Below are 25,987 nucleotides of genomic sequence, written 5' to 3'. Positions count from 1 at the left end.
GTCGGCCTAACATCCGCGACACACCCGCCCCGGCGGGGTCGGCCGGGCGTCCCCCGGCCAGGGTCGCCACCGAGAGGGAGACCGATGTCCACTGGTTCGCCGCCACGCGCCGACCACGGCGGCAACGGGCTGCGCTGGAACGCCTGGAACCTGCTGCTCCTGGTGCCGCTGCTGATGCTGGTCACGGCCATGTTCAACCAGGACCAGCCCCGGCTGTTCGGGCTGCCGTTCTTCTACTGGTTCCAGTTCCTGTTCGTGCCCCTCGGCGTCCTGTGCGTCGGGCTGGTCTACGTCAGGACCAGGGACGAACCCGTGCGGACCGACCAGCCCGACCGGCTGTCGGTCGACGACCTCGACAGCGCCACCCAGCACGACGGGAACGGGAGCGACCGCCGGTGAACGACCTCCAGTGGACCGAGATCGTCGTCTTCGGCGCGCTGTTCCTGCTCGTCACCGTGCTGGGCTTCGTCGCGGCCCGGTGGCGGTCGGGGGCGAGCCTCGACCACCTCGACGAGTGGGGCCTCGGCGGCCGCAAGTTCGGCTCCTGGATCACGTGGTTCCTCGTCGGCGGTGACCTCTACACCGCGTACACGTTCGTCGCGGTGCCGGCGCTGATCTTCGGCGCCGGGGCGATGGGCTTCTTCGCCCTGCCGTACACGGTGGTCCTCTACCCGATCGTCTTCCTGCCGTTGCTGCGGATGTGGTCGGTCTCCCGCGTGCACGGCTACGTCACCCCCGCCGACTACGTGCGGGGCCGCTACGGCTCGTCGCTGCTGGCGTTGCTCGTCGCCCTGACCGGGATCATCGCCACGATGCCCTACATCGCGCTCCAGCTCGTCGGGCTGGAGGCGGTGCTGCGCACCATGGGCTTCAACGGCTCAGGGTTCCTCGGCCACGCGCCGCTGTTCATCGCCTTCGTGATCCTCGCGCTGTACACGTACCAGTCGGGCCTGCGCGCGCCGGCGCTGATCGCGTTCGTCAAGGACACGCTGATCTACATCGTGATCCTGGTGGCCGTGTTCTACCTGCCCAGCAAGCTCGGCGGATGGGACACGATCTTCGACCAGGCGCAGGCCAAGTTCGACGCGACCAAGACCCCGAGCGACGGCATCCTGCTCAACGGCAACAACCAGCTCCAGTACGCGACCCTCGCGCTCGGCTCCGCGCTGGCGTTGTTCCTCTACCCGCACTCGTTGACCGGCATCCTCGCCTCCAAGGGCCGCAGGGTGATCAAGAGGAACATGGTGGCCCTGCCGGCGTACTCGCTGCTGCTCGGCATGCTGGCCCTGCTCGGCTACGTCGCGATCAGCGCCAAGTCGTCGCCGCTGACCAACCAGGCGACCGGGCGGCCGGACTCGAACACCATCGTCCCGGTGCTGTTCGACCAGCAGTTCCCCGGCTGGTTCGCCGGTGTCGCGTTCGCCGCCATCGGCATCGGCGCCCTGGTGCCGGCCGCGATCATGTCGATCGCGGCGGCGAACCTGTGGACCCGCAACATCTACAAGGAGTACTTCCGCAAGGACGCCACGCCGGCGCAGGAGGCGAAGCAGGCCAAGCTCGCCTCGCTGGTCGTGAAGTTCGGCGCGATCGCCTTCATCGTGTTCGTCGACCCGCAGTTCTCCATCGACCTCCAGCTCATCGGCGGCGTGATCATCCTCCAGACGCTGCCGGCCGTGGCGATCTCGCTCTACACGCGCTGGTTCCACGTGTGGGGCCTGGTCGCGGGCTGGGTGGTCGGCATGGTGTGGGGCTTCGTGATGCTCTACGGCATCCCGAACCCGGCGGCCGGCAAGGCGCACTTCGGCGGCTCGGCGCTGACCCTGGGCGAGCTGTCGGTCCTCGGCTGGCGGCCCTTCGCCGGCTCGCAGGTGCAGATCTACGTCGGTTTCGTGGCCCTGGTGGCGAACCTGCTGGTCGCGGCCGTGGTCACCCTGGTGCTCCGCCGGACCCGCGTCTTCAACGGCACCGACGAGACCAACCCCGGCGACTACCACGCCGACGAGGGCGACCCCCGGCTCAAGCCGGTGGGAGCGCACTGACGTCGCCTCTCGTCCGTTCCGCCACCGACGCCGGGTCCCTGGCCGACGGGGACCCGGCGTCGGCGTTCCGGCCCGTTCAGGTGACAGGAGCTGTGGGGCCGGGGCGCGCCTGCCGATGCGGGGGCGTGATGACGCGTCTGCGACGAGCCGGAAGCTGGTGGACGGCCCTCGCCGGGATGGCCGCGCTGGCCGCCCTCGCCGTCCCCACCACCCCGACACACGCCGCCGCCCGGCACGGCTGCACCGGAACGATCCACCTGTTCTACACAGGCGGGCTGAACGACACCGAGAGGCCGGTGGGCGTCACCGGGGACGGGACGTTCGTGTGCCCGGTCGAGGCGGACCCGCACAGGAGGGGCAGGATCAGCCTCAGCAACGACGGTCTGCCCGCGCTGCTCTCCTGCTCCACCGGACGGACCGCCCTCGCGGGCAGGCTCACGTGGAGCGACAACACCGAGACGGTCTTCAGGGCCGACGAGTCGGAGATGCGCGACGTGTCGGGGGTCCGGTTGTTGACGCTGAAGGGAACGGTGACCGGGGGCGACTTCACCGGCTACCAGGTGGAGGCCGGATTCCCGCTGAGCCGCGAGGAGGACGCGTCGACCTGCGCGACCCCGGAGGGGCTCGCCCGGCACTCCGGCCCGTTCCTGATCGTGATCTCGAACTGACCTGGCCGTGGCCGGCCCGTCCGGCTAGCGTGCGGACATGTCCGCCTCCCCTGAGATCCCCGACCCGGTGAGCCGCTTCGGCGTCGTCGAGCCGGAGGCCCTGCCCGAGGACCTCCGGCGCCGGGTCGACGCCGTGGCCGAGAAGTCCGGTTTCGTGCCCAACATCTTCCGGGCCCTCGGCCACCGGCCCGACGAGCTGCGCGCGTTCATGGACTACCACGACGCGTTGATGGACACCGAGGGCGGACTGAGCAAGGCCGAGCGCGAGCTGGTCGTGGTCGCCACCTCCGGGGCCAACCACTGCACGTACTGCGTCGTGGCGCACGGGGCGGTGCTGCGGATCAGGAGCAAGGACCCGCACCTGGCCGACCTCGTGGCGACCAACCCGTGGGCGGTGGAGCTGTCCCCGAGGGAGCGGGCCATCGTCGACCTCGCCCTCGTCCTGGCCGGCGACTCGGCCGCGCTGGTCGAGGACGACCTGGAGGCGGCCAGGGCGGCTGGCCTGGACGACGAGGAGATCTGGCAGGTCGGCGCGATCACCGCGTTCTTCGCGATGTCGAACCGGCTGGCCCACCTCATGGCGCTGCGGCCCAACCCGGAGTTCCACCTGATGGGCCGACTCCCCCGCGGCTGACCCGGACTCGCCGGCCCCCTGCTCGTCCGGTGAGTGGCGGGGTGGGCCGGTGTTCTTCCGGCCCACCATCGGCCACGCCGTTGGAACACAACCAAAAACGCTGTGCGCCTACTACAACTCTTGAGTAGGGGGACCCCCCACTTCGAACGTCTCATGGAGGGCTGACAGAACTCGGGGCCTGTGGTCGCTCGGACGAGTGGCGGGCGGCGAATCTCACCGGGTGGGGTGAGAACTGCCCACCACTTGGGGGCGGTGCGCGTCGAAGGTTCTTGCGCGTCAACGTTCGGCGGCTCGTGGCCGTGTTCCGCCCGGTCGAGCACCGGCGCCCTGGGGCGAGGACGGCATCTCAGGTGAGCCGGGTTGGAGCGTTCTCAGGGACGCAGGAGCGCGGCCGCGCCGATCAGGCCAGCCTCGCCGCCCAGCTCCGCCGGCACCACCCGCAGGCCGGACAGGTACCCCAGGCCGGCGTGCGTGTCGAGCGCGCGACGAACCGGGTCGAACAGGAGCGGGCCCGCCTTGGCCACCCCGCCGCCGACCACCACCAGGTCCAGGTCGCAGACGGCCGCCACCCCGGCGATCATCATGCCCACCGCGCGGCCGCCCCGCTCGAACGCCGCCGCCGCGACCGCGTCGCCGGACCGGGCGGCCTCGGCGAGGTCGGCGGCGTCCGCGCCGGGCGGGGCCTGCCACCCGTGCTCACGGGCCCACCGCACCAGGTGGGGGCCGCTGGCGACGGTCTCCACACACCCCCGGCCGCCGCAGGTGCAGGGCAACCCGTCCGGCTCGACCACCACGTGCCCGACGTGCCCCGCGTTGCCGGTCCGCCCGCCGAAGGGGCGACCGGCCAGCACGAGCCCGCCGCCGACCCCGGTCGAGACGACCATGCCGAGCAGGTGCTGGCTGCTCCGGCCGGCGCCCCGCCAGTGCTCGCCCAGCGCGATGCACACCCCGTCGCCCGCCAGGCGCACCGGGACACCGGGCACGAGGTCGGCGACGCGGGCGCGCAGCGGGAAGTCGCGCCAGCCGCCGATGTTGATCGGGCTGACCGTGCCGCGCCCGGTGTCGACCGGCCCCGCGCACCCGATGCCCACGGCCCGCACCGAGGGCGTTCCGGCCAACACCTCGTCGACCGCCGACCGCACCTGGGCCCACGCCTGCTCGGCGTCGTCGGCCGGCGTGGCGCGGACCGCGCCACGCAGCAGGCTGCCGTCACCGTCCACCACGCCAGCGGCGATCTTGGTGCCACCGACGTCGATCGCGAGCACCAGGTCGCTCACGCGGTCCCCCTTCCCGGGGCGGCCAGCCCCGTGGGAACGGACCCTAGTGCCGGTGCGTGTTGTCCGGCTGGCGCGGGTCGCCGGGGTGTTCGTAGCCGGGCGCGAGCCGGACCCGGTGGGCCCGCTCCACGTCGAGCCACTCCACGAAGGCGCGCCGGCGCGCCGCCCCGAGGAGGTGGCTTCGGACGCGCTCCTCCGACGTCGACCCCGGCACATCGTGGTTGCGGGCCCGGTAGGCGACGACCTCGGCCTCGGGCACGTCGACCGCGGCGGTGACCGCGACGAAGACCGCCCTGGCGAGGGCGTTCCTCGCCAGCAGGGCCGCCGCGGCGCTGCCCAGCTCCAACAGGTGGTGCCGTGCGGGCGCGAGCTGGGCCAGCGGGGGCGCGTCGTCGGCGGACAGGCCCCGGCGCTCCGCCTCGGACCGCACCAGGAGGTCGGCGGAGAGCACCTGCACCAGCCACCGGCGGAGCTGCCGGCCCTCGCTCGTCCCCGGCGAGGGCAACGCCGAGGCGGCCCGTCCGCCGCGCAGCGCGCGCTCAGCGTCGTCCACCGCCGAGACGGGGACGGGCCGGCCGTCGACCCAGGCGGCCACCTCGGTCACCTGATCGACCCGGGTCACCTCGTCACCTCCACGGGTACGGCCGGCGAGTACAGCAGGCGCCCCGCACCCGCCACCTTCACCAGCGCCCACCACGTCCCCGGGTCCGCCCAGCGGGGCGGGGCGACGTCGAAGGCGATCTCCACCTCGCCCCTGGCCGGCACCTCGACGCCGAGCGCGGCGGTCGGGGTCGCCTCCCACGTGCCCCACGGGCTCACCAGCCGGGCCTCCACGGCGATCGGGGCGTGGGCGTCGGTGCCGACGACGACCGCGAGCCGGCCCCGGCCGCCGGCGGCGACCCGCACCGGCTCGGGGCCGCCCACCAGCCGCAGCAGGCGCCCGTAGACGGGGTCCGCCTCGTCGACCATCCCCTCCAACCCGAAGACGCCCGGTTCCCACTCGGCGACGCCGACCACCGCGACGTCCTCGACCACCTGGGACCAGCTCGGCGGCAGGTCGTCCCCGACGAGCGCGAGCCGCGCGCGCACCGGGTGCCACCCCGGGCGGGGAACGGGTTCACCGTGCCCCGAGGGCGGCGCGTGCACCAGGACGTCCGCCGTCACGTGCCCGCCCGGCGGGAGGGTCACGTCGAACTCGGCGGGCTCGGCCGCCCAGTGCGGGGGTGTCACGATCCGCACGGTGCCCCGCAGGTCGCCGTCCGTGCGGTCCGAGGCGACGGAAACCGCCATGGTCACCGTTCCCCGAGGCGCGACCTCGGCCCGCGTCGGCTCCACGTGCACGGACGCGGGGAGCCCGCCGAGCGGAGCCGGACCCCGGTTGTGCAGCCAGTACCGCGCGTAGAGGGGTTGGGCGTCCTCCGCCTCGGGGGCGAGGAGACGCCCGTGGTCCCGGTCGCCGGCCTCCCCGAGGAGTCCGGTCGTGGGCACCGGCTTGGCCACGAACGTGGCGATCTCGTAGCCGGACAGCTCCGCGGTCAGGCCGTCGTTGGCGCGCAACGGGATCCCGGGGTGTTCGAGCAGGTCGGCCCGCGCGGCGTCGGCGAGGCGCAGCACGGACGAGGTCACGGTGGCCGTCGTGGGCTCCCCGCGCGTCTCCACCAGGCGCACCGCCACGCTCGTGGACGGGTCGGCGGGCTCGGCCGAGCACCGGGTGAGCGGGTTGCCCGCGGCCTTCAACGCGCCGAGCCACACCCTGTCGGCCGGCTCGACCCGGAGCAACGAGCCGTGGTCGGCCAGCCGGGCCGGCTCCCCGGCCCGGTCCTGGTCGAGGACCGGCACCGCGAGCAGCGGCTGGGCGTATGCGGCGCTCGCGCCGGGAACGTCCACGTCGCGCCAGTCGCCCTCCCCGGAGACGAGGGCGTACTCGAAGACGTGCGTCCAGTGCTGGAGCTGGAATCCAGAGCCGTCCGGGGTGGTGCGCTTCGGCGGGTCGATCCAGATCCCCGACGGCCACCCGGTGCAGGACCGCAGCAGCGACGCGTGGAGGGTGCCGTGGGCGTCCACCACGAAACCCGGCATCCCCCGGTTGAGGAGGGCGACCGTGCGCTCCTCCATCCCGTGTTCCTCCACCGGCCCCCGCTGCTCCACGACGATCTCGTGGTCGTCGAGGTCGGCGGCGAGGTCGGCGACCACGGCGGGCAGGTCGGCCTCGTCCCGCGCGGCCACGACCAGCACGGGCAGGGCCCTGGCGTCGGTCAGGTCGGCTCCGGGCGCCCACACCGCGCACAACGCGTGCTCCGCCGGCACCCACAGCACCGCCCGCCCGGTCTCGGCGAGCTGACGGTCCAGCTCGGCGTGCCAGGCGAGGCCGGCGCGGCCGATCACCTCGGCGGTGAAGGCGTTGCGGGCCGGTCCGCCGAGCGCGATCCGGAAGTCGGGCAGGTTCGAGTCCACGTCCAGGTTCCCGTACCGGGAGCCACCCGCCTCCCCCGTCGTGGCGGTGACGCCGGACCGGGCCAGCGCGCACACCAGGTCGCGCGCCAGGGGCGCGGCCTCGTCCCGGTGCGGCACCACGACCTCGGCGACCCCGAGCGACCGGACCGCGCCGTTGACCCTGACCCGCGCCGTGGAGCCGAGCCCGAACCAGGTGTACGCGGGGTTGTCCAGCGTCCAGGGGTGGGTCGCGGTGTCGACGTCCGGGAAACCGACACCGCGACCGATCACCGCGTCTCCCACCTCGCTCACCGGCGACCCGCCCGGCACCGGGCACGGCCACCGGACCCGCAGCAGCTCGTCGGAGCCGGTGAACTCCTCCACCACGGTCGAGCACTCGACGCGGCGGACGCCCCGCCACAGGGTGATCCGCTGCGTGAAGCGCACCGGCCCGACCTCGCCACGCACCTCGACGCGCTCGCCCACCGCGCACCGCAGCGCCCGGACGGAGCTGGCGGGCCGGGAACCCGACGTCGTGACCGGCCCCCTCGGCAGCAGGTGCCACGGCCCCTCGCCGAACCGGGGGTGCGCCGGGTACTCCTGGTAGACCGCGAGCTCGTTGCCCAGCCGCCCGGTCGCGATCAGCTCCCGCCCCGTCGCCAGCTCGACCAGGCTGCACACGCCGCCACCCCTCGCGGGGTCGACCGTGAGGCGGTAGTGCTCGTTGCGGATCTCCGTCCCCTCGACCTCCGACCAGCCCTGGTGGTCCGAAGTGGACGGAAGAACGCGGAAGGTCCGCCACCCCAGCGAGGGGACGTCCTCGGCGAGGAACGTCACCGACGCGCCGTCGTGCTCGACCAGGCAGGGAAGCTCGCGGCCGACGCCGTCCACCACCATGACTCCGCCCGGCGGACGGCCGCCGAGGCGGACCGTCACCAGGTCCGCCCGGTCCCGGGTGAGGGGGTTCCACACCACGACGGGCGTCCCCGCCCGTGGCCCAGTGTCCACAATGGACGACAGTCTTGCGAGTGCGGCGTCCCTGGCCCCGACGGCGAGGTCCCGCGCCTCGCGCCAGCCCGTCACCAGGTCGATGTAGACCTGGTCGCTCTCCGAGCCGGTGATGCCGTCGTGGTGCGCTCCGTACACCAACTGCGCCCACGCCTTGGCGAACGCGGCGTCCGGGTAGCGGGCGCCGGTCAGCAGCGCCGCGAACACCGCGAACCGTTCCGCCTGGAGCAACGCGTCCTCGGTCGCGCGTTGCGCCTGCTTGGTGTCGATGTAGGAGACGTCCTTGCCCGTGTAGATCGGGTTCATGTCCCTGGTCTGCGGCGCCGGAGCGACCCCGCGTTCGGCCAGCTCCGCCCGCACGGCCGCGAAGAAGTCCCTGGGCAGCGAGCAGACGAACCGGGGCCAGGTGTAGCGGGAGTTCCAGTCCCGGTGAATCCGCGTGACCCACTTGTTGGGCGGGCTGTAGTCGGTGCCCACCGGCAGCAGCACGTGCCGGGTGGTCGCCACCTTCCGCAGGCCCTTGAACAGCTCGTAGGTGGCCTCCTCCGCGGCTTCGAGCGTGGGCGAGGAGTCCATCCAGTACCCGGCGGAGTAGTGGTCGGCCATGTAGTGCGTGAGCACGCCCCGGCCGGACGGGGACAGCCACTCGAACTCGCTGCGGAACTGCATCCGCGTGGGGTCACCCTTCACCCCGTCCCGCAGCTCCATCGGCCCCCACTGATGGAAGGGGCCGCGGGCCCACGAGCTGTTCGACAACCCGGCGTCGGCGGCCATGCCGGGGAACGCCGGGTCGTGGCCGAACACGTCGAGCTGCCACGCGGTCTCCGGGTCCGCGCCGAGGACGTGCCGGTGGAAGCCCGTGCCGTGCGCGAAGTTGCGGATCGTGCTCTCCGGGCTGGTCAGGTTGGTGTTCGGCTCGTTGTAGGTGCCGCCCATGATCTCCAGGCGGCCCTCGGCCAGCAGCCGGCGCAGCACGGCGCGGTCGGCGGGGTGGGTGTCCCAGTAGGGCTTGAGGTAGTCGACCTCGGCCAGCACGAACCGGTACTCCGGCTCGCGCAGCGCCAGGTCGAGGTGCGCGCGGACCAGGTCGAACCCGGCCATCTGGTGGCGCGCCCTCCCCGAGGCGGGGAAGTCGAGCCGGTCCCAGTCGCTGGTGTAGGCGCCCTGGGTGTTCCACCACACCGGGTCGTAGTGGAAGTGGCTGACCATGTGCATGGTCCACCCCGGCTCCGCGACGACCAGGTCGCAGTCGAGGCTGTCCTCCTCGTCGCCGGCGCGCGCCACGACCCGTGCGGGCACGGTGCTCCCCGGCCGGTGGGACCCGGTGGCGACGCCGACCTCCACGGTGGTGCGGCCGCCCGCGCGCACGGTCACCGGGGCCGGGGTGTCGAGCCCGCGCCCGGTCACGTGCACGCAGACCGGTCCGGCCTGGCCGGCGACCCCCTCGACGCCGTCGACCACCACCCGCACCACCTGGAGGGGAGCGGATTCCGGACCGATGAAGAGTTCGGTCGGCTCGACGGCGAGCAGGCGCATCGGCATACCTAGGACCATGGTCAGGTGTGGCCTGGGACACAAGGCCACCCACCCGAGTGACGGTACGCCGCTTCGCGGCCGGGTACCACGTCGTCGCGCCGCCCTCGCGCGGCGCGCCTCGGACTCCGGCGCGGGCCGCCACCTGCTCACTGCCCGCCGTCGTGCGACCCGAACGGCTCCCCCGCGCCCAGGGCGGACGCCGCCGGTTTCGCTTGCCTGCCCTCGCCAATCAGGTCCCGTGCGGGAGTGTCAGAAGATCCCGGCCTCTGGCAAGAGGGACGCCCGCCAACCACCAGATCGTGTCCACTTTCCGGCTCACCCCCACCCGCCCCGGCAAAAATGTCAGTGCCACGTGTAATGATAAGAATGGGGGTTCCCCCATACTATAGCCTGTAGTCGCGCGCGAGGCGCTTCGCGGCGCTTTGGGCTTCTGGTGGCGCGGTTGTTCGTGTCGTCGATCGTATACCTGAAACACGGTCCCTGTGTCCGATCGCGGGGGCGCTGGTCGTGCGAGGTGTCGCACCAGCGGAGACGCAACGCCCCAGATGCGCCAGGAACCCTGGCCAGAATGCTCAGCTCGGCTGTGGCTTCAGCGTCTTCCCGGGTGCTGCCCGCCGAAAGCCCGGTGTCTCGGCCGATCGGGGTCCCTGTCGGTATCGCTTCATGAACAATCAGAGTTTTGTCCAACCCGGCTTTTCGTCCCGCATTCGAGAGGGAGGCTGCTCCGCTGTTTCCGCGGGGAGTCATCGCACTGTCCCTCTTCCGCTCCTACTTCTCGGTCGTCTCGGTGTGTTTCGGTGGCTGCTGCGCTTTTTGTTGCTGTTTCTGGCTGCCGGCGGGGGCGCCCTGGGCGGAGGTGGTCGTGGGCGGGATCGGCCTGGCCTGGGGGTTGGGTGTGGGGAACGGCTGCGGAGCGCGGTTCTCGTGGTACGCGCCCATCACCGCGCTCCAGATCGCCGCCGGTTCCCGTTTCCCGTCGATGTCGTGCTCCCCGCCGGCGCGCTCCTGGTACCTGCCCTTGATCGGTTGGAACCGGTCGGACCCGACCCAGACCGCCGTGGCGAGCTGCGGGGTGTAGCCGGCCGTCCACGCCTTGGCGACCTGACCCCGCGAGCCGTACCGGAGCACGCCCGGCTGGACGGCGACCGGGTTGTTGGCGGGCGCGGGGAGGTTCACCTGCGCCTGGTTGGTCTCCAGAAGGGACGTGATCTCCCTCGCCGTGTCGGCGCTGGCCTGCGCGTCGGCGTGGAACGCGGGGGTCCTCGTGCCCGAGAACTGGTGCCGGACCTCGCCGGCCGCGGTCAGGACCCGGTCGACGAAGTGCGGCTGGGAGCGTTGGCCGTCGGTCAGGGTGGCGTAGGCGGCGGCGAGGTCGAACGGGCGGACGGCCGTGCGCCCGCCGCCCACCCCGAGTTGTTCGTCGGGCGAGGTGATCGTGGCGCGGCCGCGCACCTCGCGCGGGATGCCGGCGGCGTACGCGGCGTCGGCCACGTGTCCCGGGCCGATCCACTTGGTGAGCGCCGCGATGTCGCCCTCGCTCACCCCTGGTCCGACCGCGCGCGCCGGGCTCAGGCCCCGCTGGTGGAAGGCCACGGCCGTGAACGGGGTGAACGCGGTGCCGGGCTCCTGGAGGCTCTGCGCGTAGTCCAGGCCGTTGCCGTTGTCGCCGCCGAAGTACGCGGCCACGCCGCCCGTGCGCGGGTCGATCGACACGAGGGCGGCGCGCAGCGAGTCCGGCTGGCCGGTCATGACCTCGCGGACGGCGGTCTCGGCCCGCGACTGCGCGTCCCTGTCGAGGGTGGTCACCACGCGGTAGCCGTGCTGTTGGGCCTCGTCCAGCCCGATGCCCGCGCGTTCCTCCAGCTCGGCGAGGACCTGCGCCTTGATGTGGGCGCGCGCCCCCGGCTCGGACGCGCGGGGCACGACGGCGGGGAACTTCGCCCGCTCCCGCTCCTTCCGGTCGAGGAACCCGTTCTCCACCATCCGGTCCATCACGTAGTTCCAGCGCGCCTCGGAGTTCTCCCGGTCCACGGCCGGGTCCCAGTAGGTCGGCCGCTGGATCACGCCGGCGAGCACGGCGGCCTCGCTCACGTCGAGGTCCCGGACGTCCTTGCCGAAGTAGGCCCTGGCCGCGGCCTGGACGCCGTTGGCCCCGCGCCCGAAGTAGATGGTGTTGAGGTACGCGGTGAGGATCTCCTGCTTGGAGTGGGTGTCGGTGAGCTTCTTGGCCAGCACCAGCTCCCTGACCTTCCTGGTCAGGCTGTGCTCCTCCTTGCCGGTGGCCTTCTTGACGTACTGCTGCGTGATCGTGGAGCCGCCGCCGTCCCTGCCGCGCAGGTTGTTGTAGATCGCGCCGATCATGCCGCGCACCGAGAAGCCGTCGTCGGTCCAGAACGTCGCGTTCTCCGCCGAGAGCACCGCGTCCTGCACGGACTTCGGGATGTCCTCGAACCGGACGAGGGTGCGCGCTCCTCCGTCCGGGTGGATGCGCGCCAGCTCCGTCCGGCCGTCGGCGTAGTACAGCGTGACGGTCTGGTTCTGGCTCGCCGCGATCTCGGCCGGCTCCGGCACGTCCCACATCACGTAGGCGAGCCGGTAGCCGACGACGAGCGCTCCGACCAGCACGAACGCGGAGACGCCCCCCACGCGTGCGAGCAGCGCGAGCCGTCTGCGCAGTCGACACCGGCGCTCGGCATCGATCGAGTGACGTTCTAGCGAGTGAGCGCGTCGCACATTGGGGATGACGCCGTCACGCTTCGGAAAGTTGTCGCGAACTGAAAGCGGTTCGTTACCTCCCGCGTCACCCCGACGGCGGGCCGGCGGTGCTCCCCGTCACCAGGGAGCACCGCCGGAAACCGGTCAGGCGTGCGCGGCCGCGGCCGCCTCGGCCCGCGTCACCGTCAGCCCCGAGCTGTCGTCGGTCACGTCGACGACGACGGTGTCGCCGTCCCGCGTCTCACCCGAGAGCAGCTTCTTCGCCAACTGGTCGCCGATCGCGCTCTGCACCAGCCGCCGCAGCGGCCGCGCCCCGTAGACCGGGTCGAACCCGTTGATCGCCAACCAGTCCCTGGCGGCCTCGGTGACGCGCAGGCTGAGCCGGCGCTGCGCCAGGCGGGCGGCCAGCCGGGAGACCTGGATGTCCACGATGGACGTCAGCTCCTCGGTGGACAGCGCGTGGAACACCACCACGTCGTCCAGCCGGTTGAGGAACTCCGGCTTGAAGTGCTGCCGCACCACCGCCAGCACCGCGTCCTCGCGCTGCTTCTCGGTCATGCTCACGTCGACGATCGCCTGCGACCCCAGGTTCGAGGTCAGCACGAGGATGGTGTTGCGGAAGTCGACGGTGCGGCCCTGCCCGTCGGTGAGCCGCCCGTCGTCCAACACCTGGAGCAGCACGTCGAAGACGTCCTGGTGCGCCTTCTCCACCTCGTCCAGCAGCACCACCGTGTAGGGCCGGCGCCGGACCGCCTCGGTGAGCTGGCCGCCCTGGTCGTAGCCGACGTAGCCGGGCGGCGCGCCGACCAGGCGGGCCACCGAGTGCTTCTCGGCGTACTCGCTCATGTCGATCCGCACCATGGCCCGCTCGTCGTCGAACAGGAACTCCGCCAGCGCCTTGGCCAGCTCGGTCTTGCCCACGCCCGTCGGGCCGAGGAAGAGGAACGAGCCGGTCGGGCGGTCCGGGTCCGCCACCCCGGCGCGGGCCCTGCGCACCGCGTCGGACACGGCGCGCACCGCCTCGGACTGGCCGACGACCCGCCGCGCGAGCGCCTCCTCCATCCGCAGCAGCTTCGCGGTCTCGCCCTCCAGCAGCCGGCCGGCCGGGATGCCGGTCCACGCGCTCACCACGTCGGCGACGTCGTCCGCGCCGACCTCCTCCTTGAGCATGACCTTCTGCTGGTCGGTGGCGGCGGTGGCCGCGTCGAGCTCCTTTTCCAGCGCGGGGATGCGGCCGTAGCGCAGCTCGGCCGCCCGGCCAAGGTCGCCGTCGCGCTCGGCCCGCTCCGACTCGCCGCGAAGCTGTTCGAGCTGCTCCTTCAGCTCCCGCACGCGCTCGATCGAGCCCTTCTCGTTCTGCCAGCGCGCGGTCAGGCCGGCCAGCTCCTCGCGCTTCTCGGCCAGCTCGGCCCGCAGCGCGGCCAGCCGCTCCCGGGAGGCGGGGTCGTCCTCCTTGGACAACGCCATCTCCTCGATCTCCAGCCGGCGGACCGCCCGCTCGACCTCGTCGATCTCCACCGGACGTGAGTCGATCTCCATCCGCAGCCGGGACGCGGCCTCGTCGACCAGGTCGATCGCCTTGTCCGGCAGGAACCGGGCGGTGATGTAGCGGTCGGACAGCGTCGCCGCGGCCACCAGCGCGGCGTCGGTGATCCGCACGCCGTGGTGGACCTCGTAGCGCTCCTTGAGCCCGCGCAGGATGCCGATGGTGTCCTCGACGCTGGGCTCGCCGACCAGCACCTGCTGGAAGCGGCGCTCCAGCGCCGGGTCCTTCTCGATGTGCTGCCGGTACTCGTCGAGCGTGGTCGCGCCGACCATCCGCAGCTCGCCCCTGGCGAGCATCGGCTTGATCATGTTGCCCGCGTCCATCGCGCCCTCACCGGTCGCGCCGGCCCCGACGATGGTGTGCAGCTCGTCGATGAACGTGATGACCTGGCCGGCGGACTCGGTGATCTCCCTGAGCACCGCCTTGAGCCGTTCCTCGAACTCGCCCCGGTACTTCGCGCCGGCCACCATGGAGCCGAGGTCCAGCGCGACGACCCGCTTGCCGCGCAACGACTCCGGCACGTCGCCGGCGACGATGCGCTGGGCGAGGCCCTCGACGATCGCGGTCTTGCCGACGCCGGGCTCGCCGATCAGCACCGGGTTGTTCTTGGTGCGCCGGGACAGGACCTGCACGACCCTGCGGATCTCGGCGTCCCGCCCGATCACCGGGTCCAGCCCGCCCTCCCTGGCGCGCTGGGTCAGGTCGACGCCGTACTTCTCCAGCGCCTGGTAGGTGCCCTCCGGGTCCGGGCTGGTGACGCGGGCCGAGCCGCGCACCTTCCCGAACGCCTCCCGCAGCGCCTCCGGCGTCGCCCCGTGCCTGCGGAGCAGGTCGGCCACCTGCCCGCCCTGCGCGGCGAGCCCGACCAGCAGGTGCTCGGTGGAGACGAACTCGTCGCGCATCTCGGTGGCGAGCTGCTGGGCGTGGGTGAGCACCCGGACCGCCTCGCCGGAGAACTGGGGCGCGGCCACGGTCGCGCCGGACGCCGAGGGCAGCCGGTTCGCGAGCTGGTCCAGCTCGGCGCGCACCCTGGCGGGGTCGGCCCCGACCGCCGAGAGCAGCGGGCTCGCCACCCCGTCGGCCTGCGCGAGCAGCGCGCCCAGCAGGTGCACCGGCCCGACGTCCGGGTTGCCCGCGACGGTGGCGGCCTGGACCGCCGAGGAGATCGCCTGCTGGGTCTTCGTGGTCGGGTTGAAAGCGTCCATCCCTCACCTCATCGGCACGTCCACTCGGGCCGGTCGCACCCGCCCAGGGGCGGGCGGCGACCGCTCATCCAGGACAACGTCAGAAAAGTTGAGTCAGTTCCACTCAACCCATTCTTTCTCGTCGTTCTTCCCGCCGCAGTCTCCTCGGCGCGACGCCGGCCACCTCCCTCCGACACGGCAGGCGCGGGTCCCTCCCCGACGGGCCTCTGGCAGCGGGCCTGGGCGGACATGCGAACGCGCCCGCGGGAACGCTCGTTCCCGCGGGCGCGCCGCTGGTGTTCTGACCTGCTGTGTTACTTGCCGGCCGCGTGGCGCGGTCCGCGCTGACCGTTCATCGGGCCGTCGGGGTAGCCGAACAACGCGCGCAGCTCGCCGGCGAAGGACGACTCCCGACGCGTGGCGGCGCGGGGCACCTCGAACAGCGCCCGCCTGGGAGCCTTCCCGGTCTCGCCGGCGCCCTCCGGCCTGGCCTCGACCCCGGGCTCGGTCTGGGGCCCGGCCTGGGGCAGGGGCGCGCCGGCCGGAGCCTCGGGCCGGGACGCGGACGCGGTGACCGGAGCCTCGGGCCACGCGATCGTGTCGGCGGTGTCGCCGGTCCCGGTCGGCTCCGCCGAGGCGGCCACCCGCGCGGCCCGGGCCCTGGCCGACGCCACCAGTTCCTCCGCCTGGCGTTCGGCCTCCCGGCGCAGCCGCTCGGACTCCTCGCGCGCCGCGGCCACGATGCGCTCGGCCTCGTGCCGGGCCTCCGCCAGCAGTCGCTCCCGCGCCTCCTGGTCGACCTCCGGCGCGGGCGCCGGCGGGGCGACCCTGGGCGGGGCGGCGTCCAGCTCGGCCCGCAGGGCGGTGGCCTGGTCGGTGAGCTGTCGGCCGGCCTGGGCCAGCGACGAGGTGAACTCCGCGAGGTGGGCGTGCAGTCGGGCGTACCAGTCGTCGACCCGCTCGGCGTGCCCGTTCGCCCGTGTCGGGGAGGTCGCCGGAGTTACCCCCAGTTCACCCACACGACGCAGCGAGTTGTCCACAGTCGGGGCTGAGTTGTCCACATTCCCCTGGAACTCATCCACAGGCCTGTGGATAACGCTGTGCACAGACGGGGTCGCGGAGGGCTGCCCGACCCGAGGAGCGGCCTCGGGCTGCGGCGCGCCGCCGGCCGAGGTGCGCAGCGGCACCTCCTTGATGAAGACCACCGTCACCACGGTCACGACCGCGACGATCCCCGCGATGAGGAAGATCCGACCGGTCGCGTCGCCGTACGCCGCGCGGACGATCCCCCGCACCGGCTCCGGCATGTGGCCGATGTCCATGGCCAGGCCGCCCGAGCCCCCGGTCGCGCCGGGCCGGCGCGGCAGCCGCGACAGCCCCTCGTTGACCAGTTCGGTCACCCGGGTGGCGAGCACCGAGCCCAGCACGGACACGCCGGCGGCGCCGCCGAGCGAGCGGAAGAAGGTCACGACCGAGCTGGCCGCGCCCAGCTCCCTGGGGCCGACGGTGTTCTGCACCGCGAGCACGAGGTTCTGCATGGTCATGCCGATGCCCAGGCCGACCAGCACGAGGAAGCAGCCGATGACCCACAGGCTGGTCTCGTGGTCGACGGTGCCGAGCAGGCCGAGGCCGGTGACCAGCAGCAGCGAGCCCGCGACCAGGAACGCCTTCCACTTCCCGGTTCGGGAGATGACCTGGCCGGACACGGTCGAGGCGGCGAACAGGCCGGCCACCATCGGCAGCGAGAGCAGACCGGCCTCCGTCGGCGAGTAGCCGCGGGAGAGCTGGAAGTACTGGCCGAGGAACACCGAGGTGCCGAACATCGCGGTGCCGACGGCCACGCTGGCGAGCACGGCGAGCACGGTCGTCCGGTTGCGGAACAGGTGCAGCGGGATGACCGGCTCGGCCACCCGGGACTCCACGACCAGCGCGAGCACGACGCAGGCCAGCGCCCCCGCCAGGTAGGCCAGCGTGGACAGCGACCACCAGGCGAAGTCCTTGCCGGCGAAGGAGACCCAGATCAGCAGCAGGCTCACGCCGCCGGTGATCAGCGTCGCCCCCGCCCAGTCGATGCGCGCCTTCCTGCGCACCACCGGCAGGTGCAGGGTGCGGCTGAGCACGGCCAGCGCCAGCACGGCCAGCGGCACGACCACGAAGAAGCACCAGCGCCAGCCGAGCCAGGAGGTGTCCACGATGACACCGCCGACCAGCGGGCCGCCCACGGTGGCCACGGCCATCACGGCGCCGGTGTAGCCGTTGTACCTGCCCCGCTCGCGCGGGCTCACCATGGCGGCGATGATCACCTGGGCGAGGGCCTGGAGGCCGCCCATGCCCACGCCCTGGAGGGTGCGGAAGCCGATCAGGGCGCCCATCGACTGGGAGAAGCCGGACAGCACCGAGCCGAGGGTGAAGACGCCGATCGCCACCTGGTACAGCAGCTTCTTGCTGAACAGGTCGGAGAGCTTGCCCCAGATCGGCGTGGTCGCGGTGGAGGCGAGCAGGGTCGCGGTGACGACCCAGGTGTACTGGCCCTGCGTGCCGTGCAGGTCGGCCACGATCGTGGGCAGGGCGTTGGAGACGATCGTCGAGCTGAGGATGGCGACCAGCAGGGCCAGCAGGAGGCCGCTCATGGCCTCCAGCACCTCGCGGTGGCCCATCGGCCGCTCGTGACCGCCGCCGACGCCCTGGGCGCGCGGGGTGGCCTGCGCCGGGACAGCGGAGGACGCGCTACTCATCGGGCTCCTTCCAGGATGTCGGGGTTGGCGGGTTCGGGGTCGCCGGTCAGGGACCGACGAAGCTGGTCGTTGATGGCGCCGAGCGTGGCGCAGGCGGCGCGCACGGCTCCCTCGTCCCAGTCGCCGAGCGCCTGGTGGAGGGCGTCGACCTGTTCGCACCGCCAGCGCGCCAACGTGGTCAGGCCGTGCTCGGTCGCGTGGACGAGGGCGACGCGGCGGTCGCCGGGGTCCGGTCGTCGTTCGACGAGCTGGACCCGTTCGAGCTGGGCGACCTGTCGGCTGATCACCGACACGTCGACCATGCGCCGGTGGGCGAGTTCGGTGATCCTGCACTCGCCCCGGCGGGCCAGCTCCGCGAGCAGCCCGGCGGCGGCCGGATGCAACCCGAGGTCGTTGCGCCAGGTGCGGTGCATGGCGGTCTGGGACAACTGGCCGAGCTCGCGCAGTTCCCTGACGAGGTCGACCCACGCGTCGGACGTCGGACCCATGACACCTCCTTAGTTGCTACACACAACTATAGGGATGTTGGTTGTATTCCACAACTATGGATCAGTGGGCCGACAAATCCTGAGATCCGCGTCACTCCGGACAGGGAGCGGAAGGAGTGCCGAAGGAGCCGGCACGCGCCGCGCGAGGCGGCCGGCAGTGCCGCGCGCGGGCGGCGCACGCGGAGCGGACGACGTCAGAGCACGTCGTGCAGGCGGGAGAGCAGCCGCGCGAGCTGCTCCAGGTCGTCGGTCGGCCAGCTCGCGAACCGGTCCCTGGCCCGGCGCCGCCGCTCCGCCCGCACCTGGTGCAGGCGGTCCCTGCCCACCTCGGTGAGCTGGACGAGCCGGGCGCGCCCGTCCGAGGGGTCGGGCACCCGCTCGACGAGGCCCAACGAGACGAGGTCGGCGATCTGCCGGCTCACCGTCGACTTGTCCAGACCCAGCCGCTCGACGACGTCGGCGCCGCGCAGCGGGCCCGCGTCGTCGATGAGGACCAGCAACCCGTACGCCGCCGCGTCGAGGCCGGGGTGCACCTTCGCCGCCACCGCCATCGACGTGCTCCGGGCCCGCCGGAACAACACGGCGAGCTCCCGCTCCACGGCGTCCAACGCCGTCCTGCGCCCCGCCTCGCCGTTTCCGGTGGTCACCAGCTCGTCCTCCCGCCACTCGATCCCGGGGAACCGTAGTCACCCGGGTCCGCCGGTCATGAGCCGTCCCGGCCCGGTGCGCCGTTCCGCCGGGAGGAACGAGTCGGGGGAACGGCCGTCGTGCTGTCGTCCGTTGACCTCATTGTCGTCCGAATTGTCGCCCGGCCCCGCGACGCCCCGGGCCAACGGTCGCCGCTCGTTGTCACGCCCCCGTCACGGCAGGGTCTGACGGTGGTCCGAGCGTCGGGGCGCGTCACCTTCCCGGCGCTCATGACGGAAGGGGTGGGGCGTCCCGGCGGACGCCCCACCCCGCAACGGCTTCCGTTGTCCGCGCTGGCGGTCAGAGCTGACTGGCCACCGGTTGGTCGGCCCGGTCGGCGTCCTCGGGGATGACCCACGGGCGGGGCTCGGCCTTGGCGTTGAAGTAGTCGCCGCCCTTGCGCTTGGTGTCGTCGGTGCCCCACGGGCGGTTCCGCACCACCGGCACCATCCGGGGGATGTGCTTGCGGCAGTGGATGTAGGCCTCCTCGACCTCCACCACGACCCACCGCTCCGGTGTGCGTCCGCGTTCGAAGTCGTCGGGGAGCTCAGGGTAGGTGAGTCGGAGGTCGATGTCCTCGATGATCCGGGCGCGTCCGTTGACGTGCAGTCCGATCAGGTCCGTGACGAAGTCGACGAGGAGGATGCCCACGTGCGGGTTCTCGCTGATGTTCCCCAGGCTCGCCAGCACGCCGTTGCCCCGGTACTCCGGGTAGGCCAGGTGGCGGTCGTCGATCACCTGGATGAACCCGCGGGGACCGCAGCGCAGCGACGCGTCGCACTCGCCGCGCGAGTCGGCCGTCGCCACGAACGCCATGTCCATCCGGCCGATGAACTCGATCATCGCCGGGTTCAGGCGGTCGAGCACCTGCTGCGTGTAGAAGCGCCGCGCCCGGTCCTGGGTGCCGTAGGCGCACTGCAACAGGTGTTCGCCCTGCGAGCCGGGCATCCCGCGCGGCAGGTCGTCCTGGAGGGGGTCGGGCGGCGGGTCGCCGTCCCGGGGCCGGTCGGTCGGCGCGGCGGCGGGCGACCGGTCGGCGAACTGGGCGGAGGGGGCGGGCGCGTGGGGGAGGGAGGGCGCGCCCTCGGCCAGTTCCAGCTCCAACAACTCGGGACCGGCGATGCCGGTCGGGACGAGGGTGTCGGGGGTCACGTGCCCCACCGTGTCATGAACGAGACCGCGCGTGCACATCCGGCCCCGGTTGTTCCCCCGTCCTTCGCAGCAGTGATCTACTGGCAGTAGCACAAGTGCACCCGAAGGTGGCATCAAGGAGAAAGAGGGCTCCGAACCGAGTTAGTGTCCACCCCCGTCGGGGGATGCATGACGACAGCAACGGCGCGCCTCGCCGGCGCACCGGACAACCTGGAGAAGACTGCGCCCGGACCATGACCGCGAACGCCGTGCTTACCCCAGTCCCGCCGCCACGCCGCGAGCCCCCGTCGGGAGTCAGCGCCATGGTGCGCATGATCCGCGAGAGCTTCGCGGTGGTCGAGCCGCGGGCGGACGAAGTCGCCAAGTTCTTCTACGGGATGTTGTTCAGCATCGCGCCCGCCACACGCGAGCTGTTCCCGGTGAACATGGAGGTGCAGCGCAGCCGCCTGCTGCGCGCGCTGGTCCACGTCGTGCAGATGGTGGACCGCCCCGACGACCTGATCCCCTTCCTCCGCCAACTCGGCCGCGACCACCGCAAGTTCGGCGTGGTCAGCGCGCACTACGAGGCGGTCGGCACCGCGCTGGTCGGCGCGCTGAAGAAGTTCTGCGGCGACGCGTGGAGCCCCACCGTCGAGCGCGCCTGGTACGAGGCGTACCGGATCATGGCGCGGACCATGCAGGACGCCGCGGCGGCCGACGACAACCCGGCGTGGTGGCCGGCCCAGGTGGTCGACCACCAGCGCCTGAGCTGGGACCTGGCCGTGGTGCGGGTGCAGCCGGAGTACCAGGTCCCTTACCGGGCGGGGCAGTACCTCAGCGTGGAGGTGCCGCAGCGCCCCCGCCTGTGGCGGTACCTGTCCCCCGCCAACGCCCCCCGCGCGGACGGCGTCATCGAGTTCCACGTGCGCTCGGTGCCCGACGGCTGGGTGAGCCGGTCGATCGTCGGCCACTCCCGGCTCGGCGACGTCTGGCGGATTGGCCCGCCGATGGGCCGGCTCGGCTACGACCGGCGGACCCACCGCGACCTGCTGATGGTCGCCGGCGGCACCGGCGTCGCGCCGATGCGGGCGATCCTGGACGAGATGGCGGGGTGGGGCGAGAACCCCAGGGTCCACCTCTTCGTCGGCGGCCGGGGGCACGAGGACCTGTACGACCTGGAGAACCTGCAACGCATCGCCATGGGCAACCCGTGGCTCACGGTCGTGCCGGTGCTGGAGAACGAGCGGATGCACGGCGCGGAGCACGGCACCCTGGCGGACGCGGTCACCCGCTACGGCGCCTGGTCGGACCGCGACGTGCTGGTCTGCGGCTCGCCGGGCATGATCCGCGCGACCGTCTCGCGGATGCTCGTCGCCGGCACACCGCTGGACCGGATCAAGTACGACCCGTTCACCCTGGACTGAGCGGAACGGACCCCGTGCCCCGTCGTGGGGCACGGGGTCCGTCTCACCCGGTGTGGATCAGCCGCGCGCCAGATCCCGCTCCGTCAGGCGGAACTGGGCTGTCGTGACCGGCTCCTCCGCTGGTCCTTCCGCCGGCCACCGCTGGAAGCCCGCCTTTTCCAGCACCCGGACCGATGCGGGGTTCGCCAACTCCACCCCGGCACGGACGGTGTGGACCTCGGGCGCGCGGAGCGCGAACTCCGCCAACGCCCTGGCGGCCTCGGTGGCGTAGCCCTTGCCCCGGCGGGAGGCCACCACGCCGTAGCCGATCTCGACGATGCCGTCCCGGGGCGGCCAGAACAGGCCGAGCGAACCGACCACGAGACCGCTGGCGCGTTCGATGATCTGCCGTTGTCCGTACTCGCCCAGGGATTCGGGGCTCTCGGCGATGAAGCCGGCGATGACGCCGTCCCCCTCGGCGGGGAAGTCCTCGGCCCAGTGCGGCAGGCGCGAGCCCGCGAGGACGGCGGAGACGTCACCGGCGGGCCAGGTCCGCAGGACGAGGCGCTCGGTGGTCAGGTCGGTGGTGGATGAAGAGAACGAAGACACGTGGTCACTTCCTGGTCGTGAGGAACGACCCGGTCCACGGGCTGCTCACCAGCCGCGAGCGGACCGGACGAGGGCATGCTGAAGACGGCTGCTGGCAGCCATATTCATCAACCCCCACGTACCGGTGATCACGCGTCCTTCGCGCTGGTGGGACGCTAACAGCGGCCGACGGGCCTCGACAACGGGTTTGGGCATCCCCCGCGGAGGCGCGAGCGCGAGCACGGCGCTGTCCGCCAGCCCGTGCGGCCGTCCGCCGGGCGCGGCGCGCCCGAGAGTTGTAATAGGGGGACCCCCACTTCAAACGTCTCACGGGGGTCTGACAGAAAACGCCCCGCTGCATGACCCATGCGAGTGGACCACGCCGAGATCCACCTGTTGGAGCGACACCGTCCACAGTAGACATCCCGCCACGGACGTCAGAGTGCGTTCGTGCGGACACCCCAGCGGGCTGCCCGCACGCGCTCACCCTCTGTCCAGATCGACCATCCCGCGCACACGTTCTGTTGCCCACGCGGGAAACCGGGCCAGGCGGAAGACCTGGGGCGACCCCAACGCCGAGCCGGACGGACGACGATCTACCGCTACCCCTGTGGGCGTTCGCCGATCACCGGCGGCGCGACCTTGACGTCGGTGGAGTAAACGTCCTCCATCTCGATCAGGTACGACGGTCGCTGGTGCTCGGTGTCCTCGCCGCCCTGTCCCCGACCCGCGCCCGCGCCGGCAGCGCCCGCCGGGCCACCAGCCGCGCCACGTGCGCCTGCCCCACTGCCAGCGGAGCCACCCGCGAACCCCGGCCCACCCGGCCCGCCCGGGTTGACCGCGCCGCTGCCACCGCCCGGCCCGAGCGGACCGAACCCCGAGCCCCTCGGCCCGAAACCACCGCTCTGCCCAGGGCCGCCCTGCCCGACACCGCCACCGGGACCGAACCCGCCACCGGGACCGAACCCGCCACCGGGACCGAACCCGCCACCAGGACCCAGTCCACCCCGAACCGGCCCGGGAGTCCTCGGACCAGTTCCACCTCCAACACCAGGACCGCCCGGTCCACCAACACGCCCAGCTCCGCCGGGCACACGACCACCCGGCCCGCCAGGGGTCTGGTACTGGGGCCCGCCACGGGGAGGAACGACGGGCGAGGGCACGGCCCAGGCGCCGCCACCGCCCTGACCAGGTCCACCCTGGCCTGGCCCGCCCCCACCATTCCACTGTGGAGGGTTGACGGGGTTCGGGACGTGCCAGCTCGGGTTGACCTGGGCCGGTGGCTCCGAGCCCACGTCACCCCTGGTGCCCGGGAGAGGCGGGATCGGCCTCCGTTGCTCCTGACCGCCGCCGTCAACCGGCGGACGGCTCCGCTGGTCGAGATCCTGGGTCCCCGGTCGCGGCGGCCTGTCTCCTCCCTGGCGCGTGGACCCGTCACCGGACCCGTCGTTCGAAGTGGTGCCCTCGGACGAGGTGACGTCGGAGGTGACACGGGGAGCCTCGACGAACTCCGGCAGGCCGCTGACGGTCGCGTTGACCGAGTTCCCGTAACTCCGCGCCATGTCCCGCGCCCGCTCCTCGGCCTCGATGGCCTTGACCTCGTTCTCCAGGAAACGAGCGGAGCCGAGCATCATGTCGACGAGGCTTCCGTTCGACATCTCGCTCAACGAGGGGCGCGGCACCGGCTCCGGCATGGCCACCACCATGTTGTGGAGCATTGTCTGCTGCGTGAAGGTGGCTTCGAGCACGGCAGAGCTGTGTTCCTTGGCCGTCAGCGCGTGCTCCACCAACGGGGCGACCCCGCCTCGCATCGCGTCGGCCGCGCCGCCCTCCCACACGGCGCCCGCCTGATTCAACGCGGCGGACACCGCCGAAGCGGCCTTGTCGAAGTGCCCGGCCAACTCGGACATGCTTTCGCTCGTCACGGTCAGACCGGAGAAGTTCGGCTGGGAGAACCACTCCCACAACTGCTGGTGGCTGATCCCGTCCCAGTTGGCGTCGTCACCAGGGAACAGGCGGTCGATCCAGGACATCGCTATCTCCTCCCCCTCTCCTGCTCAGCGTGCGGCTGGCAGGTTGTCCAGCACCATCTTCCCGACCTTCTCCGCGAACCCACAAGGGTCCTCGTACCCAGGATCACGCCCGTCGGAATGACGACTGAACTCGATATGAAGAGCCTGATCATCGGCAATGCCGAGCACAACTCGGCATGACTTGATTTTGTCGTTGCGGCGGGTTCGAACCGCGGGGTATCCAGCGACGGTCGATGGCGTGAAATCTGAATACGTGCTCCTTCGCAGGTACACCTCTTCGAGTCCGTGCCGCTTGGTGTCCAGCGCCATATAGATGGCGAGATTGCTATTCGACCACGTGCATTCCTCCTCCTTGAAGTCGGAAACGCCCCTTGTTCCGGATCCACTGAACGTGAGTTCCGCTTGCTGCTGAGGGGTGAGTAGCTGGCATGCGTCTTGCCCACGGAGGTTCTTCGGGTTCGTGACCTGAGGCGCCAGAGATGGGCCAGCGTTGGAGGGTGGGGAGGGGTTGGTGGGTCCACTTGTCGTGGTGGGTGGGTTGGGTTCGTGGTCGGCGGCGGTGGGTGTTCCGGTGGCGGTGTTGGAGCAGCCAGCGACCACCAGCCCCGCCAGCACGAGGGCTCCGGTCTGCCAACCTTGTATCCTGCTCATTCTTTGCTACCTGTCAGGGGGCCTGTTCAGCGTGCGGGTGGTAGGTTGTCCAGCACCATCTTCCCGACCTTCTCCGCGAACCCGCAGGGGTCTTCATACTCCGGATTGTTGCGGGAATTGCGGTCGAATTCGATGTAGAGGACCTGGTCGTCGGCAACGCCGAGGTCGACGCGGCATGACTTGATCTTGTCATTACGTCCTGTTCGAACCGCCGGGTAGCCGTCTACGGTTGACGGCGTGAAGTCTGGAAACCTCTCCTTGCGGAGGTAGGTCTCTTCCAGTCCGCGTCGTTTCGTATCACTTGCCAGACGAATTCGCAGGTTGTCGTTCGACCAGTCACACTCTGGTTCGCCGAAGATGGAAGTTCCCTTCTTTCCGGGTTGAGTGAAGGTGAGTTGTGTTTGTTGTTGCGGGGTGAGTAGCTGACAGGCGTCCTGACCTCGGAGATTCTTGGGGTTGGCGACCCGTGGTGCAAGAGACGGGCCAGCGTTGGCGGATGGGGAGCGGTTGGTGGGGCCACTTGTGGTGGTGGGTGAGTTGGTTGCGTGGTCGGCGGCTGTGGGGGTTCCGGTGGTGCTGCTGGAGCAGCCAGCGACCATCAGTCCCGCTAGCACGAGGACTCCGGTCTGCCACCCTTGTATTTTGCTCATTCTTTGCTTCCGTACCGGGGACCTGTTCAGCGTGCGGGTGGTAGGTTGTCCAGCACCATTTTCCCGACCTTCTCCGCGAACCCGCAGGGGTCCTCGTACTCTGGATTGGTGTGGGAATTGAGGTCGAAGGTGATGTAGAGCACCTGGTCGTCGGCGACGCCGAGGGCTATACGGCACGACTTGAGTTTGTCGTTCAGATGGGTTCGCACTGCCGGGTAGCCGGCGACGGTTGATGGTGTGAAGTCTGGGAAGCGTTCCTTGCGGAGGTATGTCTCCTCTAGTCCGCGACGCTTGGTGTCAAGGGCGAGGTAGATTCGCAGGTTGTCGTTCGACGAGCGGCATTCTGACTCGCCGAATGCGGAGGTTCCTTTCTCTCCTGGCTTGGTGAAGGTGAGTTCTGCCTGTTGTTGTGGGGTGAGTAGCTGACAGGCGTCCTGACCTCGGAGATTCTTGGGATTGCTGACGCGGGGCGCCAGGGATGGGCCGGTTCTGGCGGATGAGGATTGGCTGGTGGGGCCACTTGTGGTGGTGGGTGGGTTGGTTGCGTGGTCGGCGGCGGTGGGCGTTCCGGTGGTGCTGCT

At 71.6% G+C, this 25,987-nt stretch carries 19 protein-coding genes; 5 read left to right on the top strand and 14 right to left on the bottom strand.

Annotated features, from left to right (window positions below; translation table 11 throughout):
* The first annotated feature begins 84 nt into the window (after positions 1-84).
* The 4 genes from LX15_RS28305 (at position 85) to LX15_RS28290 (ending at position 3,341) form a co-directional block, all read left to right on the top strand.
* On the top strand, positions 85-399 hold the full coding sequence (locus LX15_RS28305; protein ID WP_253673413.1) for a DUF3311 domain-containing protein: 315 nt from the start codon (positions 85-87) through the stop codon (positions 397-399).
* Positions 396-2,039, top strand: coding sequence for a monocarboxylate uptake permease MctP (mctP, locus tag LX15_RS28300; protein ID WP_253673411.1), 1,644 nt, complete (start codon positions 396-398; stop codon positions 2,037-2,039). The genes LX15_RS28305 and mctP overlap by 4 nt, the downstream gene beginning before the upstream one ends.
* 128 nt (positions 2,040-2,167) lie before the next feature.
* Positions 2,168-2,707 (top strand): hypothetical protein, encoded by a 540-nt coding sequence (locus LX15_RS28295; RefSeq protein ID WP_253673409.1) that lies wholly within the window; start codon positions 2,168-2,170, stop codon positions 2,705-2,707.
* A 37-nt stretch (positions 2,708-2,744) separates the two neighbouring features.
* Positions 2,745-3,341 carry a peroxidase-related enzyme gene (locus LX15_RS28290; protein WP_253673407.1) on the top strand — a complete coding sequence of 199 codons (597 nt, stop codon included), beginning with the start codon at positions 2,745-2,747 and terminating at the stop codon, positions 3,339-3,341.
* Between the two features lie 371 nt (positions 3,342-3,712).
* Here LX15_RS28290 and LX15_RS28285 read toward each other — a convergent pair whose 3' ends face one another.
* The 9 genes from LX15_RS28285 to LX15_RS28245 all read right to left on the bottom strand — a co-directional run bounded on the left by LX15_RS28285 (position 3,713) and on the right by LX15_RS28245 (position 20,102).
* Positions 3,713-4,618, bottom strand: coding sequence for an ROK family protein (locus LX15_RS28285; RefSeq protein WP_253673405.1), 906 nt, complete (start codon positions 4,616-4,618; stop codon positions 3,713-3,715).
* A gap of 43 nt (positions 4,619-4,661) precedes the next feature.
* On the bottom strand, positions 4,662-5,240 hold the full coding sequence (locus LX15_RS28280; RefSeq protein ID WP_253673403.1) for a DUF7158 domain-containing protein: 579 nt from the start codon (positions 5,238-5,240) through the stop codon (positions 4,662-4,664).
* Complete coding sequence (locus tag LX15_RS28275; protein WP_253673401.1) at positions 5,237-9,601, bottom strand: glycoside hydrolase family 38 N-terminal domain-containing protein; 4,365 nt, start codon at positions 9,599-9,601, stop codon at positions 5,237-5,239. Before LX15_RS28275 ends, LX15_RS28280 begins: the two co-directional genes overlap by 4 nt.
* Before the next feature lie 762 nt (positions 9,602-10,363).
* A complete protein-coding gene (locus LX15_RS28270; protein ID WP_253673399.1) occupies positions 10,364-12,241 on the bottom strand; it encodes a transglycosylase domain-containing protein in 1,878 nt (625 codons plus the stop codon).
* A 213-nt stretch (positions 12,242-12,454) separates the two neighbouring features.
* Positions 12,455-15,061, bottom strand: coding sequence for an ATP-dependent chaperone ClpB (gene clpB, locus LX15_RS28265; RefSeq protein ID WP_253673397.1), 2,607 nt, complete (start codon positions 15,059-15,061; stop codon positions 12,455-12,457).
* 293 nt (positions 15,062-15,354) lie between these two features.
* Complete coding sequence (locus LX15_RS33320; protein ID WP_253673440.1) at positions 15,355-17,697, bottom strand: MDR family MFS transporter; 2,343 nt, start codon at positions 17,695-17,697, stop codon at positions 15,355-15,357.
* A 74-nt stretch (positions 17,698-17,771) separates the two neighbouring features.
* Positions 17,772-18,263, bottom strand: coding sequence for a MarR family winged helix-turn-helix transcriptional regulator (locus tag LX15_RS28255; RefSeq protein WP_253673395.1), 492 nt, complete (start codon positions 18,261-18,263; stop codon positions 17,772-17,774).
* A gap of 194 nt (positions 18,264-18,457) precedes the next feature.
* Entirely contained in the window at positions 18,458-18,910 is a 453-nt protein-coding gene (locus tag LX15_RS28250) for a MarR family winged helix-turn-helix transcriptional regulator (protein WP_253673393.1), read from the bottom strand.
* 340 nt (positions 18,911-19,250) lie between these two features.
* On the bottom strand, positions 19,251-20,102 hold the full coding sequence (locus LX15_RS28245; protein WP_253673383.1) for a pyridoxamine 5'-phosphate oxidase family protein: 852 nt from the start codon (positions 20,100-20,102) through the stop codon (positions 19,251-19,253).
* A 302-nt stretch (positions 20,103-20,404) separates the two neighbouring features.
* Here LX15_RS28245 and LX15_RS28240 point away from each other — a divergent pair, with 302 nt between their 5' ends.
* The gene (locus LX15_RS28240) at positions 20,405-21,505 is read left to right on the top strand and encodes an FAD-binding oxidoreductase (RefSeq protein WP_253673376.1); all 1,101 of its coding nucleotides are present in this window, start codon (positions 20,405-20,407) and stop codon (positions 21,503-21,505) included.
* Between the two features lie 57 nt (positions 21,506-21,562).
* Here LX15_RS28240 and LX15_RS28235 read toward each other — a convergent pair whose 3' ends face one another.
* From LX15_RS28235 to LX15_RS28215, 5 genes are all read right to left on the bottom strand, one after another.
* On the bottom strand, positions 21,563-22,093 hold the full coding sequence (locus tag LX15_RS28235) for a GNAT family N-acetyltransferase (RefSeq protein WP_253673374.1): 531 nt from the start codon (positions 22,091-22,093) through the stop codon (positions 21,563-21,565).
* A gap of 581 nt (positions 22,094-22,674) precedes the next feature.
* Positions 22,675-24,105: a hypothetical protein gene (locus LX15_RS28230; RefSeq protein ID WP_253673372.1), complete on the bottom strand. Its 1,431-nt coding sequence runs from the start codon at positions 24,103-24,105 to the stop codon at positions 22,675-22,677.
* Positions 24,106-24,129: 24 nt separating this feature from the next.
* Positions 24,130-24,756: a DUF3558 domain-containing protein gene (locus tag LX15_RS28225; protein WP_253673370.1), complete on the bottom strand. Its 627-nt coding sequence runs from the start codon at positions 24,754-24,756 to the stop codon at positions 24,130-24,132.
* Between the two features lie 26 nt (positions 24,757-24,782).
* Positions 24,783-25,406, bottom strand: a complete 624-nt coding sequence (locus LX15_RS28220) for a DUF3558 domain-containing protein (protein WP_253673368.1) — start codon at positions 25,404-25,406, stop codon at positions 24,783-24,785.
* A gap of 26 nt (positions 25,407-25,432) precedes the next feature.
* On the bottom strand, positions 25,433-25,987 hold a 555-nt coding region (locus LX15_RS28215), incomplete at its 5' end, for a DUF3558 domain-containing protein (protein ID WP_253673360.1).

The organism is Streptoalloteichus tenebrarius (assembly GCF_024171885.1).
In the GTDB taxonomy this organism is placed as follows: Bacteria; Actinomycetota; Actinomycetes; order Mycobacteriales; family Pseudonocardiaceae; genus Streptoalloteichus; species Streptoalloteichus tenebrarius.
The sequence above is the reverse complement of the archived record's forward strand: the minus strand, read 5'-3'. Positions and strand labels throughout refer to the sequence as shown.

Bases quoted from the DNA above. Each gene is read 5' to 3' on its own strand.
- clpB (WP_253673397.1), bottom strand. From the start codon at position 15,061: ATGGACGCTTTCAACCCGACCACGAAGACCCAGCAGGCGATCTCCTCG.
- LX15_RS33320 (WP_253673440.1), bottom strand. From the start codon at position 17,697: ATGGGCCACCGCGAGGTGCTGGAGGCCATGAGCGGCCTCCTGCTGGCC.
- LX15_RS28290 (WP_253673407.1), top strand. From the start codon at position 2,745: ATGTCCGCCTCCCCTGAGATCCCCGACCCGGTGAGCCGCTTCGGCGTC.
- LX15_RS28220 (WP_253673368.1), bottom strand. From the start codon at position 25,406: ATGAGCAAAATACAAGGGTGGCAGACCGGAGTCCTCGTGCTAGCGGGA.
- LX15_RS28275 (WP_253673401.1), bottom strand. From the start codon at position 9,601: ATGCCGATGCGCCTGCTCGCCGTCGAGCCGACCGAACTCTTCATCGGT.
- LX15_RS28305 (WP_253673413.1), top strand. From the start codon at position 85: ATGTCCACTGGTTCGCCGCCACGCGCCGACCACGGCGGCAACGGGCTG.
- LX15_RS28255 (WP_253673395.1), bottom strand. From the start codon at position 18,263: ATGGGTCCGACGTCCGACGCGTGGGTCGACCTCGTCAGGGAACTGCGC.
- LX15_RS28295 (WP_253673409.1), top strand. From the start codon at position 2,168: ATGACGCGTCTGCGACGAGCCGGAAGCTGGTGGACGGCCCTCGCCGGG.
- LX15_RS28230 (WP_253673372.1), bottom strand. From the start codon at position 24,105: ATGTCCTGGATCGACCGCCTGTTCCCTGGTGACGACGCCAACTGGGAC.
- LX15_RS28225 (WP_253673370.1), bottom strand. From the start codon at position 24,756: ATGAGCAGGATACAAGGTTGGCAGACCGGAGCCCTCGTGCTGGCGGGG.
- LX15_RS28240 (WP_253673376.1), top strand. From the start codon at position 20,405: ATGGTGCGCATGATCCGCGAGAGCTTCGCGGTGGTCGAGCCGCGGGCG.